The 13,583-nt window shown below is 45.9% G+C and carries 14 protein-coding genes; 5 read left to right on the top strand and 9 right to left on the bottom strand.

The genetic code is table 11. The features are described 5' to 3' along the window. Nucleotides 1-79: 79 nt before the first annotated feature. From Q0Z62_RS03545 to Q0Z62_RS03575, 7 genes are all read right to left on the bottom strand, one after another. Nucleotides 80-514, bottom strand: a complete 435-nt coding sequence (locus tag Q0Z62_RS03545) for a hypothetical protein (RefSeq protein WP_298050889.1) — start codon at nt 512-514, stop codon at nt 80-82. 77 nt (nt 515-591) lie between these two features. Continuing rightward, the gene (gene mnhG, locus Q0Z62_RS03550) at nt 592-978 is read right to left on the bottom strand and encodes a monovalent cation/H(+) antiporter subunit G (RefSeq protein ID WP_269901989.1); all 387 of its coding nucleotides are present in this window, start codon (nt 976-978) and stop codon (nt 592-594) included. Next, nucleotides 975-1,256 carry a K+/H+ antiporter subunit F gene (locus tag Q0Z62_RS03555; protein ID WP_269901990.1) on the bottom strand — a complete coding sequence of 94 codons (282 nt, stop codon included), beginning with the start codon at nt 1,254-1,256 and terminating at the stop codon, nt 975-977. The genes mnhG and Q0Z62_RS03555 overlap by 4 nt, the downstream gene beginning before the upstream one ends. Beyond that, nucleotides 1,253-1,741: a Na+/H+ antiporter subunit E gene (locus Q0Z62_RS03560; protein ID WP_298050897.1), complete on the bottom strand. Its 489-nt coding sequence runs from the start codon at nt 1,739-1,741 to the stop codon at nt 1,253-1,255. The genes Q0Z62_RS03555 and Q0Z62_RS03560 overlap by 4 nt, the downstream gene beginning before the upstream one ends. Further along, a complete protein-coding gene (locus Q0Z62_RS03565; protein WP_269901992.1) occupies nt 1,738-3,354 on the bottom strand; it encodes a monovalent cation/H+ antiporter subunit D in 1,617 nt (538 codons plus the stop codon). The genes Q0Z62_RS03560 and Q0Z62_RS03565 overlap by 4 nt, the downstream gene beginning before the upstream one ends. Further along, entirely contained in the window at nt 3,354-3,698 is a 345-nt protein-coding gene (locus tag Q0Z62_RS03570; RefSeq protein ID WP_269901993.1) for a Na+/H+ antiporter subunit C, read from the bottom strand. The genes Q0Z62_RS03565 and Q0Z62_RS03570 overlap by 1 nt, the downstream gene beginning before the upstream one ends. After that, nucleotides 3,698-6,616 carry a monovalent cation/H+ antiporter subunit A gene (locus tag Q0Z62_RS03575; RefSeq protein ID WP_298050906.1) on the bottom strand — a complete coding sequence of 973 codons (2,919 nt, stop codon included), beginning with the start codon at nt 6,614-6,616 and terminating at the stop codon, nt 3,698-3,700. Before Q0Z62_RS03575 ends, Q0Z62_RS03570 begins: the two co-directional genes overlap by 1 nt. Nucleotides 6,617-6,804: 188 nt before the next feature. On the opposite strand from Q0Z62_RS03575, the gene hemN reads away from it, so the two are divergent. Both hemN and Q0Z62_RS03585 read left to right on the top strand, forming a co-directional pair. After that, nucleotides 6,805-8,205 (top strand): oxygen-independent coproporphyrinogen III oxidase, encoded by a 1,401-nt coding sequence (gene hemN, locus Q0Z62_RS03580; protein WP_298050911.1) that lies wholly within the window; start codon nt 6,805-6,807, stop codon nt 8,203-8,205. 12 nt (nt 8,206-8,217) lie between these two features. Further along, nucleotides 8,218-8,907: a Crp/Fnr family transcriptional regulator gene (locus tag Q0Z62_RS03585; RefSeq protein WP_269901996.1), complete on the top strand. Its 690-nt coding sequence runs from the start codon at nt 8,218-8,220 to the stop codon at nt 8,905-8,907. Nucleotides 8,908-8,922: 15 nt separating this feature from the next. Here Q0Z62_RS03585 and Q0Z62_RS03590 read toward each other — a convergent pair whose 3' ends face one another. After that, complete coding sequence (locus tag Q0Z62_RS03590; protein ID WP_269901997.1) at nt 8,923-9,819, bottom strand: recombination-associated protein RdgC; 897 nt, start codon at nt 9,817-9,819, stop codon at nt 8,923-8,925. Between the two features lie 259 nt (nt 9,820-10,078). On the opposite strand from Q0Z62_RS03590, the gene recA reads away from it, so the two are divergent. Continuing rightward, on the top strand, nt 10,079-11,161 hold the full coding sequence (gene recA, locus Q0Z62_RS03595; RefSeq protein ID WP_298050922.1) for a recombinase RecA: 1,083 nt from the start codon (nt 10,079-10,081) through the stop codon (nt 11,159-11,161). A gap of 2 nt (nt 11,162-11,163) precedes the next feature. Then, nucleotides 11,164-11,703, top strand: coding sequence for a recombination regulator RecX (gene recX / locus Q0Z62_RS03600; protein ID WP_298050927.1), 540 nt, complete (start codon nt 11,164-11,166; stop codon nt 11,701-11,703). On the opposite strand, the gene Q0Z62_RS03605 is transcribed toward recX, so the two are convergent. Next, entirely contained in the window at nt 11,677-12,594 is a 918-nt protein-coding gene (locus tag Q0Z62_RS03605; RefSeq protein WP_298050931.1) for a LysR family transcriptional regulator, read from the bottom strand. The genes recX and Q0Z62_RS03605 overlap by 27 nt on opposite strands. 363 nt (nt 12,595-12,957) lie before the next feature. Here Q0Z62_RS03605 and Q0Z62_RS03610 point away from each other — a divergent pair, with 363 nt between their 5' ends. Next, nucleotides 12,958-13,521 (top strand): DUF2889 domain-containing protein, encoded by a 564-nt coding sequence (locus Q0Z62_RS03610; RefSeq protein ID WP_269902001.1) that lies wholly within the window; start codon nt 12,958-12,960, stop codon nt 13,519-13,521. Nucleotides 13,522-13,583 lie beyond the last annotated feature (62 nt).

A 13,583-nucleotide genomic window follows, 5' to 3' on the forward strand; every position in this document is an offset into this window, starting at 1 on the left:
CGCCCACATGTCGCTGGTACACGTATTAGTATTGTCTTTCCTGGTCCTAGAATAGGCACTGGACTAAGACGTCGTTTGCCTATTCGCGCATAGGAAACGTGGCAGGAGCAGACTCAATAATTGAAGTTTGTGCAGGTTGTTGGGGTTGACCCGGGATAACAATTGTTGTTTTGCGCAGTACGCCACCGCCTTCGACAGAACCATAGACTTGGGTGTCATGTTGGCCCGTCATTTGAGCAATACAATCTGCTTTTTTTGATTCAGGCAGGGCGTCACAGCGGCTTAAGCGGTTATTTTCTGTGGGGTTAGAGCTATGCATGCGTTGATTTTTAGCTTGGTTAAAAGCTGCATTTGCATCTCGAGTACAGTTTGTTTTGGCCTCTGCCGTTAATGTGTTGCAGTGATCTAAGGCATCTTGGCGTGCTTGCTCTGGGGTGAGGGTCTGAGCCTGAATCAATCCGGATAAGCACAACCCCATTATTGCCGCACCTAGTGTCATTGTATTTTTCATCATCATAGACTCCATTTGATTTGATCAGATAGTCAGTGTAACAAGCATCTAAGTAACAGAAAGTAATAGCTTGCTGAGATTTACGTAATTTCTTTGTGACAAGCTGATTTGGTTGGCATATCCATATAGCCGGGCTCGTCCGGAGCATAATCGGCAACGCGTTGGCGCAATTCACGTTTAATTGCCGCGCGCATCAGCAAAATGGCAGTAACGGGCGAGGTAATGATTAATAAGACAGTAATAATAAATGGGTAGATCAGCAGTTGTTTGGCACTAAAGCTAGCAACTAGCGCGCAAGCTATCAGTATACAAAACACCCCTAAGGTGTTGCCTAAGGTTGGAGCATGCATTCTGGAGTAAAAATGCTTTAGTTTTACAAGACCTAAAGTGCCAACTAAGGTGATGAGTCCACTTGCTACGATGAGTAGACTAATGATGATGTTGAGCCAGAGGGGAAAATCATTCATGGTTCAATGACCTCAGCACGTAATAAAAACTTAGCCATTGCCGCAGAGCCAACAAAGCCAAAGAGGGCAATCAATAAGGCAATATCAAAATACAGGGTGGAGCCAAAACGTAGGCCTAAGGCAAGTAAAGCCATTAAGCCATTGCTGTACATCGTATCTAGAGCCAGTACACGATCTGCAGCGGTGGGTCCGGTTACCAATCTATAAGCAGAAATGCCAATACCTAAGGTGTAGCACAGAAGGGCAAATAAGCTTGCCCAGTAAATCATTACACTCATTCAAATATCTCGATTAAAGGCGCTTGATAACGTTGTTGGATGGTGTCTAACCAAAACTGTTCATCGGTTAAGTCTAAGATGTGCAGTGTCAGTATATTGGTTTTTTCATTAAAACCAGACCATACCGTTCCTGGGGTGTAGGTAATAATGCAGGCCAGTGCCGCTAAGCCGTGTGGGTCACGGAGTGTAAGGGGAATATCTAGAAAACCCGGTGTAGGCTGGGCTGATTTAGTAAAAAGAACAATATACGCGACCTCGTAGTTGGACTTTACAATATCAATGACTACGCGCCACCATAGTTTGATGACAGCAAAAGGGTGTTGCATACTGGCGCGTACAGGGCGAAATGGGATAGCAGCGATACTGAGTAAAACCGCTAAAAAAATGGCAAGGACGATCTGACCCTTTGAAAAGCCATTTAATAATATCCATAAGAATGCCAAAAGTAATGGCAGGAAAATAAAACGAAGGTGTTTTTTTATCATGGCTCAGCTCCTACCGAGCGAATCGGATCTCGGGCTAATACGGCGGAGATATAGCTGCTAGGTTGATCTAAGTAGGCAGCTGTTTGTTCTAGGTAGTTGGTAATGGGGCCCGCACGCATGGCGAGTAATGCACATAAAGTAATAAGACTGGCAACGGGTAAAGCCTCGTTAAGACGTAGTCTAGGGACTTGTAAGTCATTAAAGCTCCAAAATAACCGGATCCCAGTACGAGACAGCGCCATAATGCCTATAAAGCCAGAGATAAGTACAGCGGCGGTTAACACCCATGCATTTGTTGTGGCACCAGAAGACTTTAACGCCGCAGATAATAGAGATAATTTAGCCACAAAACCAGAAAGTGGGGGTAATCCTATAATCAATAGCGCACAAGCAATAAAGGACATACCTAAAAATACCATCGCCGCAGGAATAGCAATCCCCACTACATCATCTGAGCTATCCTCGCTTTCCGGGTCAGAAAGATCAAAGGCTTCTTGGCTGACTGCAAGTAAGTCAGCCCCAAAACTTTGGACTCGACCAATCATTTCGAGCAGCATGAAAAAAGCACCTAAAGCCAGAACGGAACTAAGTAGATAGTATAAGGCTGGACCAGTTAAAATAACGCCTGGCATGCCTAGGGCAGCTAATAACGTACCTGAGGAAATAATAATGCAGTAGCTGGCCATGCGTTCTGGTTGGTGGGCTGCAAGCATGCCGAAAGAGCCAAAGGCAAGGGTAGCAATCCCGACGGGAAACATCCACTCGCCCCCAAATGCGGCAGGCGCCCCCGTAGGAAGTAATAATGAGCCGATGCGCAATAAGGCATAGATCCCCACTTTAGTCATGATGGAAAACATGCCGGCTACAGGTGCACTTGTATTGGCGTAGGTATCAATGAGCCAATAGTTTAGAGGCCAAGCTGCCGCTTTAATTAAAAAGGCAACGCCCAAGATAGCAACTGCGGCTTCAAAGACCAGACGGTCAGAGCCCGATAACAGCCCTGCTTTTAGGGCTAAATCTGCCATATTTAAGGTACCACTAATACCGTAAATAACCGCAATAGCTATTAATAATAGAAAAGATGAAATGAGGTTGACAGCAATGTAGTGCAAACCAGCTCGTACACGATCACGGCCTGAGCCATGCAACATCAAGCCATAAGAGGCTGCCAAAAACACCTCAAAAAATACAAAAAGATTAAAAAGATCGCCTGTTAAGAATGCACCGTTTAATCCCATAATTAACAGTTGGAATAAGGGATGGAAGTGTACGCCTGAACGATCCCAGCGTGCCGTGGCATACCACCAAGTGGCACTGGCTAGAATGCTGGTGAGTACGAGCATAATGGCCGCTAAGCGATCCACAACCAGTACAATTCCAAAAGGGGCAGGCCAGTCACCTAATAAATAAACGCCAACCCCATGTAGCCAGTTCGTTTCGATAGAGCCATCAGCCATGCCCAGAAGGCTGAGTGCTACATAAAACTGTAAGGCAAGAGAGACAATGCCTAAACTGAGTTTGATGCGACGGTGTTTATCACGCAATAGCAGCATGATAGCTGCTGTCATGAGCGGAATAGCAATAGGGAAAATGGGAATATGTTGTTGCCACATCAGGCTTTCTCCTCGCGGCCATCAACGTGGTCTGTACCTGTAAAACCACGGTTAGCCAGTAGTACGACGAGAAACAACGCCGTGGTAGCAAAACCAATAACGATTGCTGTCAGTACCAAAGCCTGGGGGAGTGGGTCAGCATATAGACTCGGGTCAGCGCCCAGATCTGTGGAGAGTACGGGGGGAGCGCCTAAACGAATACGACCCATCGCAAAAATAAATAGGTTAATAGCGTAAGACAGTAACGAGAGACCCATAATAAATTGAAAGGTGCGGGGGCGTAGCACCAGCCAAATTCCCGATCCGGCTAAGATGCCAATGGCTAACGATAAAATAATTTCCATTAGGCTTCCTGTTTGTTTTTTAGGGCTTTTTGAATAGAGGGCAACTTACGGTAGAAGCGTAAAGACTGGTGGGCGATAGCGACTAGCATTAAGACGGTGGAACCAACTACAAGCATGTAAACACCAATATCAAATAGCAAAGCACTGGAGGTGTGTATGGTGCCTAACCAAGGCAACGCTATATCCCAGTTTTGAGCGGAAAGAAATGGCTTAGCATAAAACCAAACAAGCATGGCTGAGACTCCAGCGGTAAGCATACCTAGAGCTATCCATGTTTGAGGTTGAATCAATGGCCTAGACTCAACCCAAACAATGCCACCAACCATGTATTGCAAGATAATCGCGGTAGCCATGATTAAGCCACCTACAAATCCGCCCCCCGGTAAATTATGGCCTCGTAATAAGAAATAAATTGAAATTAACGCGGCAATTGGAAGTAATAGGCGAGTCAATAACGCCGGAATTTTCATAATGCCTTCAGGTAATAATGCATTCGGATCGGGCTCTTCAAAGGTGGTGTGCAAGACATTTTGTTGATTTTGACGTCGAGTTAGAGGGGCAGCAACTGTTTCAACCGGAGGACGGAATCGGCGCAATAATGCGTAAACGCTTAGGGCCACTACGCCCAGTACTGTAATTTCGCCAAAGGTATCAAAACCACGGAAATCAACAAGAATGACGTTTACCACGTTTGCACCACCGCCTAAGGGCAAGGCTTTTTCGACCAGAAAACTAGAAACACCATCGGGTTGAGGTCGGGTCATCATGGCAAAGGCTAAGGCCGCTAAACCAGAGCCGCCCAGTATTGCAACCAACAAGTCCCTGGTACGGCGAAAGCGCGCTCTAGCGCGTGAAATACCCAGTCCATCTGGTAAAGGAACACGTTTTGGTAGCCATCTTAGACCAAGTAGAATCAGTACAACGGTGACAACCTCTACTGCCAATTGTGTGAGAGCTAAGTCTGGGGCGGAGAGCCAGGCATAACTGAGGCTCGTTACCAAGCCTGCCCCACCAGAAAGCAGGAGTGCGGCAGGCCGATGAAACTTAGCATAGTAGGCGGCAGCCAAGGCGCAAGCCGCCCCTGCAACCCACATCAAAGCAAATAAGGGATCGATAGGGCTGAGTTGTTCTATAGCAAACCAAGAACCTCGGCTTAGAGGTAATAAAGCAACGGCTAGCGTGGCTAAGATGATTAATAAAACTTGGCGTTGTAGGCGCGCAGAGTAGCTGTAGTTAATGACAAAATCTGCTCCGGCCTCAATCCAGCCCATCAGCCATTCAAAGATGCGGCGTCCATTAATTTGATAAATCAGAGGCGCTCGATCTGAGCGTCCTTTACGATAGCGATTTAAGACCCAAATAAGCATCATGCCACCAAGCGTGGCGATAATACTCATAATGAGTGGTAGATTAAACCCATGCCAGACGTTCAAACTATACTCTGGGGTTTCAGCACCTAATATAGAGAAAACAGCAGTATGTAATAAAGGGCCAACGGTATAGGAGGGAAATATACCCACAATTAAACAAATGAAAACCAAAATAGCACTGGGGATAAGCATTAGCTTAGGTGGCTCATGCGGTTCACGGGGCAGACTTTTGGTAGGGGGGCCAAAGAAAACCTGTGAAATAAAGCGCAGTGAATAAGCCACGCTAAAAATACTGGCGATAACGGCCATAATAGGCAGTGCTTTGCTAAACACATCGCCATTTGAGGCAAACATGGTCTCGGTAAAGAACATTTCCTTAGAGAGAAAGCCATTGAGCAATGGAACACCTGCCATTGAGGCCGCAGCCACACAGGCTAGGGTGGCGGTGATAGGCATATAGTGACGTAAGCCAGATAGGCGATTTAAGTTTCTGGTGCCAGTTTCATGGTCTACAATGCCAGCCGCCATAAATAGCGATGCTTTAAATGTGGCGTGATTGATAATATGGAAAACAGCCGCCACCAATGCCATAGGGGTGCTAAGACCAAGCAGCAGAGTAATTAAGCCAAGATGGCTAATGGTGGAGTAAGCCAATACCCCTTTCATATCCCGCTGGAAGGTCGCCACATAAGCGCCTAGGGTTAAAGAGATTAAACCTGCCCCACTGATAACCCACATCCATTCTGGCGTGCCAGACATAACAGGCCAAAAACGCGCTAATAAAAACACGCCCATTTTCACCATAGTGGCCGAGTGCAGGTAAGCGGAAACCGGAGTGGGCGCTGCCATGGCCCTAGGTAGCCAGACATGAAAGGGGAATTGGGCGCTTTTGGTCAGAGCCCCCAACGCAATCAGTGCTAATAAAATAGGATACCAATGGTGAGATTGGATTTGTTCTCTGGCCTGTAAAACGGTGCCTAAATCATAACTACCTGCTACTTGGCCCATCATTAGTACACCCGCTAATAGGCATAAACCGCCTCCGCCAGTGATAACTAAGGACATGCGTGCGCCACGGCGTGCATCGCGACGGTGATACCAATAAGCGATCAGCATAAAGGACGACAAACTGGTTAGTTCCCAGAACACAACCAGCTGAATCAAATTGCCAGAGATAACCACCCCAAGCATGGAACCCATGAAGGCTTGTAAGAAAGCGAAAAAGCGACGGGCGGGGTCTTTGGGTGATAGGTAATAGTGGGCGTAAAGGGCAATTAACGCACCCATGGCACTGACGATTAAGCTAAATAGCCAAGCGAAGCCATCCATGCGTAAGGTGAAGTCAATGCCATAGGCGGGAATCCATTCAGAAGAAAATAGAATGGTTTGACCGTTAAATACCGCTGGTGCATAGGCCAACGTAAAAAACGCGCACAGTAGGGCAACCGCACCAGCCAGTAAAGCGTGAAGTTTTCGTTGAGAGGCGGGAAGTAGGGAGGCGATCAGGCTACCAATAAAGGGTAGCACTAAGATTATGAGCAGGTACATCAGGCTCTCAGTAGCAAAATAGATGATTTAGCCCTTAATAATACGACATTTGTGGCTATTTGCGGCAAAAAAACTACTAAATTTAATAAAGTCATTGGTTTGGGGCTTGACCTATATCAATTAGAGGCGTTGCAGTAAGAGGCATAATTACTGTCAGGATATTATTGTTTATGCAGCAGGAGCTAACTATGAGTGTCATCGCTGACCCGATTGATACGGTACAAATTTCAGAAAATCTGATTCGACGTTTTGATCGTTCGGGACCGCGTTATACCTCGTATCCCACAGCAGATCGTTTTATTGACGATTTTAGTGCAGATAATTATATAACGGCTTTAGCTCATCGTCAGCAACTTGTAAGCCCGCCCCCTTATTCGGTGTATGTGCACCTGCCTTTTTGTGCATCGCTTTGTTATTTTTGTGCTTGCAATAAAATTATTACTCAAGATCAGAGCCGTTCAGAGAGTTATGTGGCTGCCGTTTTAAATGAATTGCGACTACTGGACCCACACCTAGGAGAGCAACGACTAACAGGGCAACTGCATCTAGGAGGCGGAACGCCCACTTTTTTGCAAGAGGAGGAGCTAACAGCCTTAATGAAAGGTATTCAGCGTCATTTTCATTTTACGCCAGACGCCGAGTTAGGCATTGAAATTGATCCACGAACAGTAACCGCCCAAACTTTATCATTTTTAGCCGAATTAGGATTTAACCGCACGAGCTTTGGTGTGCAGGATTTTGACCTGAGTGTCCAAAAAGCCATTAATCGGGTGCAGCCCATAGAGATGGTTGAAATGGCTATTGCAGCCAGTCGGGCTGTGGGGTTTGAGTCGATTAATACCGACTTGATTTACGGTTTGCCTAAACAGAGCATAAACAGCTTTAGCCAAACGGTAGAGGGTTTAGTGGCATTACGTCCAGATCGAATCGCTTTGTATAACTACGCACATCTACCACAACGATTTAAAGCGCAGCGATTAATTAATCCTGACGATTTGCCTAGCGCTGATGAGCGCTTGCAGATTTTTTTGATGGCGGCTCAGCGATTGTTAGATGCAGGCTATGAGTACATCGGCTTAGATCACTTTGCTTTGCCTAATGATGAGTTAAATTTGGCACGTTTAGATCATAGCTTGCATCGCAACTTTCAAGGTTACACCACACGGGCTGATAGTGACTTGATTGGCTTGGGTGTTTCTGCCATTGGAAAGGTAGGAGGCACTCATATTCAAAATCAACGCTCTTTAAAAGCATATCGTGCTTGCATGGCAGATAATCAATTAGCCACATTTAGAGGCTATAAGATGGATCAGGATGATGTGCTCAGAGGTGACGTTATTATGACGCTAATGTGCAGTATGCCTGTTGACTTTGCCTTATTTAATCAACGTTATGGCATTGATATGGCGGCTTATTTTGCTACGGAAATTCAGGCATTAGCTCCTTACGTACAAGCTGGTTTAGTGCATGTTGATAATGAACACATTCAAGTAACAGCAAAGGGGCGTTTATTTGTACGTGCGATTAGCATGGAATTTGACCGTTATTTACGCCAAGCAACCAGTGCTACTTATTCACGTTTAATTTAGATTGAGCCCATTATGTCTACGATGTCAGAAGCTGTGCTGCTTACACCTAAACGTCTGGTTAGCCATTCGTTGTTTCAGGGTTGGGGGCAAACAGAGCTAAAGAGACTTTTTACCGAGTCGGATTTTTTGTATTTTTCGCCTAATGAGCTTATTTTTAAGCGAGGAGACTACAACACGGGTTTCTATATCATTGATGAGGGGCAGGTTCAGTTGCAGATTTCTTCACCGGGGGGCGTCACAAAAAAAATAAAAAATTTAAAGGCGGCGGATAGTTTCGGGGATGCTTGCATGTTAATGAATACGCCGCATCGAGTGGATGCTTTGACGTTGACGAAGGTGAGGGTGTTAAAAATTGCTAAAAATCTGTTTTTTGAGCGATTGGCTCAGCAGCCTGAGTTAATGCGTAACTTAATATCCACACTGAGTGAGCGTCTCTATAATGTATTAGGCGATGTATTGACTGCGAATTTGCATTCAGGCACGCAACGGGTTATTTGTTACTTAATAGGAAACGCACCCTTGCGTAATGGCATAAAAATTACGTTAAATAGTCCTAAAGCACAAATTGCCGCCTCTTTGAATTTAACGCCAGAGCATTTCTCAAGAGTGTTACATGATTTGTCTGCCCGACATTTTATTGCCGTAGATGGGCGGCAAATTGTGCTGTTAGATGTGGATGGGTTGTGTGGTTATGATCGCTAAAGAGGTTATTGGGCTTTAGATGACCTTTTTCTCGCCACCCAGAGCTTCTAGTAGTTCCGTGATTAGACCGTTAAATTCAGCACTCATAACCAAAAAGGCACTATCAAAATCTTGAGCTTCGTCTTGGGCGTTTTGCTCTTGTTGATTTGTTAACAGATCGGTGGGAGCAAGGCGTTTAATTTCTAGACCATCGGTTAAAACAAAAGAAATCTTATCTGCCCATGTCAACGCTAAACGCGTACATTGTTTACCGTCCGTGATGTGTTTGCGGATTTCATCGCTATCTAGATGGTGGCGAGCATAACGCACAACCGAACGACTTTCCCCGCTGGCTCGTAGCTCCGCATCTTGATCAATAGAAAAGGGGTAGGGGGCATTGAAATCAGCGAGCCAGCCTGTCATGGCAGCCGAAGGCGATTGCTCTGTGTAGACGGGTACGGCGGGAAATAGCTCAAAGGTTTTAGCCAGTAAGCCCATGATCTCATCTGCTGTGGCTGCGGCTGCAGCATCTACGGCTAACCATCGGTTTTCAGGGTCAATCCAAACAAATACTTGACGCTCTATGCTAAAAGCACGGGGCAAGAGCTCGGTAATTAAGTCTTCTTTTAGCTCTTTCATTTGCTTGCGGCCAACTTTATAACCTTGCTCAGCCTCTTTGTCTTTAGCACGAGCACGAGCGATTTGGTTAATGACGGTCGAAGGCAGCAGTTTTTTTTCAGCCTTAGCACACAATAAAATTTGACCATTAATGCGATGGACTAGGTCAGCCTCATCGCGTACCGAGGTCCAACCTAGGCTAAGAGGTTCTTGACTGTTTCCAGGCGTAAAGGCATGTGCGGCGACATCCTCATCAATAGAATCCATGGACCAATCAGGGTGTAGGCGGAAAAAGCGTAAATTTTTAAACCACATAATGAAGCCAAAAGTAGATTAGGGAACCGCTAGATTGTACGCGTAAAGACTACGGCGTGCAGCGGGTGGGATAAGTTTAACTATGCTTAATAATACATACAGCTAAACCCTTTTAAATAAGCTAAGCTAAAATAGCACTGGTACAACAACCTTAGCGGTTGATGCTATCGCAATTAGCTATCTGTGTTTATATACAGTATAATTGATTTTGCATTGGATATAGATATGGGCCGCGCCCATCACTACAAAGGACATTTACATGGACGATAAGCGCAATAAAGCCGTCGCCGCCGAGCGCGAAAAAGCCTTAGCTGCTGCACTGACTCAGATTGAGAAACAGTTTGGTAAAGGCTCTGTAATGCGTTATGGGGACAATCAAGTTGAACATGATATTCAAGTCTGTTCTACCGGTTCGTTAGGTTTGGATATTGCTTTGGGTGTGGGTGGCTTACCGCGTGGTCGTGTGATCGAGGTCTATGGTCCTGAATCCTCGGGTAAAACCACACTAACCCTCGAAGTTATCGCTGAGATGCAAAAAATAGGGGGTACATGTGCTTTTGTGGATGCAGAGCATGCACTTGACGTACAGTACGCTTCAAAACTGGGGGTTAATCTCAGCGACTTACTGATTTCTCAACCAGACACAGGGGAACAGGCCTTAGAGATTACCGAAGCACTGGTACGCTCTGGTTCCGTAGATTTAATTGTGGTTGACTCTGTGGCCGCTTTAACCCCAAAGGCCGAAATCGAAGGCGATATGGGTGATTCACTGCCAGGCTTACAGGCTAGACTCATGAGTCAAGCTCTACGCAAGCTCACTGCGACGATTAAGCGAGCTAACTGTATGGTTATCTTTATTAACCAGATCCGCATGAAAATTGGTGTGATGTTTGGTAATCCAGAGACCACTACAGGTGGTAATGCCCTAAAGTTCTACTCCTCAGTTCGTTTAGATATACGTCGTATTGGGGCGATTAAGCGTGGCGACGAGGTCGTAGGTAACGAAACTCGGGTCAAAATCGTCAAAAATAAAGTCGCACCTCCTTTCAAGCAGGCGGAATTCGACATTATGTACGGTGGTGGTATCTCCAGAGAGGGTGAGATCGTAGATTTGGGCGTACAGGCGGGTATTGTAGATAAGGCAGGTGCTTGGTATAGCTACGAGGGTACTCGCATTGGTCAGGGCAAAGATAATGCGCGCGAATACCTACGAGAAAATCCGGCAATGGCTCGTGATATTGAAAATAAAGTACGTGCCCATCATGGCATTGTGGCTTTAGCCGCCGTCGAAGATGCTCCTGCTCCAGCCGCTACGAAGGCACCAGAGGCCGAAGACAAATAGTTATGCATGATTTCAGTTTTGATGCCGATGAGGAATTCGAGCAGCTGGAATTTGAAAGTCTAGAAACGGATGCAGGGTTTACGGCGCCAACGGTGCGTCGTGGCCCTTCGCTAAAGGCTCGCGCTGTGGACTTTTTGTCCAGGCGCGAGCACTCCCGTGCGGAACTAAAACGCAAGCTACAACGTCACTGCGAGTCCGAGTCCGAAATAGACGCCTTACTCACAGACTTAGAAAAAGAAAATTGGCTCTCTGATGAGCGATTTGCTCATAGTTTAGTAAATCGTCGAGCCTATAAATTTGGTGCACGTCGAGTTCTACAAGAATTGCGTCAAAATGGGGTGCCTGATGAACATATTTCTACTGTCTTAGAGCAACTCCAAGACACGGAATATGATCGCGCCCTAGAGGTATGGCAGCGTAAATTTGGCTCTGCGCCCGCAGACCAGAAAGCGTACGCAAAGCAGTATCGATTTATGGCTAGTCGGGGGTTTAGTCCCGACCTCTTACGTCGAATACTAGATCGCCTCAATGATTCCCTTTAAATGACTAAAACAGGTGCTTCTGGCCTGAGTCAAAAAAGCGGTGATGTAATCGGCATCCATATCCTCGGTGCGACTGGCGGCATAAAGTGTGCGCCATATCCCTTGCTCTCCTAATTTGGCGGTGCGTAGCCAGCCGCTATGCTGATATTCACTCAAGGCCCAGTTAGGTAGTGCTGCCACACCTCTTAGGCTAGCTACCAGTTGCATAATAATAGGAGTGAGCTCTGCTTTTCTTACTTCGGCGGGCTCCACATCAGCAGGGTCTAAAAATTGAGTAAAAATATCTAAACGCTGCTTTTCAACCGGGTAGGTAATAAGGGTTTGATCTGCTAATTGGCTTGCTTCTATGTGATGATTAGAGGCCAAGGGGTGTTTAGCAGCCATAGCAAGAACCAGCTCATAGCGAAATAAAGGGGTGTAATCAATTCCCGGCATTTCCTGTGGATCAGAGGTAATCACCATATCTAGATCGCCCCGTAATAATGCTGGCAACGGTGCAAAAGAAAAGGCCGCAGACAAATCTAGACTGACATCTGGCCAGCTGACCCGAAACTCGTCTAAGGCGGGCATTAGCCATTGAAAGCAAGAGTGGCAATCTATGGCTAGATAGAGGCGGCCAGTGTGGCCGGCTGCAAGACGTTCAAGCTCACGTTCAGTGGCTTTAATTTTTGGCAAAATATCATCAGCTAGGGTCAGGATACGTAATGCCGCCGTAGTCAGTCGAGCAGGGCGTGTGCGTCGATTGAGTAATTGTACGTTTAGGCGGATTTCTAAATCTCGTAGTTGATGGGACAGAGCCGATTGAGTGACGTGCAGGGTTTCAGCTGCGTCCTGTAAGCTGCCTGTGGCTCGGATGGCGCTTAACGTCTCTAAGTGTCGAATTTCTAACATAGTCGTATATTGTGTGAGTAATTTTCATTTTTAATTATGGTGCTTGATTTTTATTTTAAACCTTAGTCAGCATAATCTTTTATCTACTCTACTTATATGTCATTTTACTATTAGCTTATGGGTTTTACCTATATGATGATTTCTCATGATTTATGCTGCCTGTTCTAGGCAGGGGAAACCTCGTATCGCTCCTCGATAACTCGTTATTTAGCCTCGTTTCTTTTCAGCACTAGGCGCTTTTTCCTTGATTCCTGCTTTTTTGCTTACAGCTTGCTGACATAGGTGGGAAAATTGCTGTGCAATACTGTAGGTGCGTTATACTTAGAGCGTTTTATTATTGGCTATTTGTTTAGGTGTATTTTTATGTCCTTGTCGAAAAAGACGGTAGCGCGTACGCCACTACATAAGCGCGCCATTACCGTAGAGGTATTTGAGCGTGAAGATGGTCTCTGGGACTTAGACGCACAACTGATTGACACCAAAGCCTATGATTTCCCCCTCTTTGAGGGCGGCGAGCATCCCGCAGGTCAGCCTGTGCATCAAATGCTAATACGTATTACTATTGATAGTACTTACACTATTATTGATGCAGGCGTAGATTATGACGCGGCACCTTATAAAATCTGCAACACCATCGCTGACAGCTATCAACAATTGGTAGGGCTAAACCTATTACGTGGTTTTAGGCATGATGTACGCACCCGGTTGGCAGGTAGGCAGGGCTGTACGCATGTCACTGAACTGACCAACGTATTGCCTACAGCGGCTATACAGGGGATTGCTACTCGATTAAATCGTGTAAAAGCAGCCCATGAGCAAACCACACGGCCATTTCATATTGATGGTTGCCATGCCTTACGTGCTGATGGTGAGATTGTGCGGGTTTACTACCCTAAGTGGTACGAGAAACCCGACTCAACGCAGTAATACGAGTTTTGCCAATTTGTAATGGTATACAAATAGGCAATTTTTTTAATGTGTTCTTAGAC

Origin of the sequence: uncultured Paenalcaligenes sp., from assembly GCF_947630565.1 — a bacterium.
GTDB classification, from domain to species: domain Bacteria; phylum Pseudomonadota; class Gammaproteobacteria; order Burkholderiales; family Burkholderiaceae_B; genus Paenalcaligenes; species Paenalcaligenes faecalis.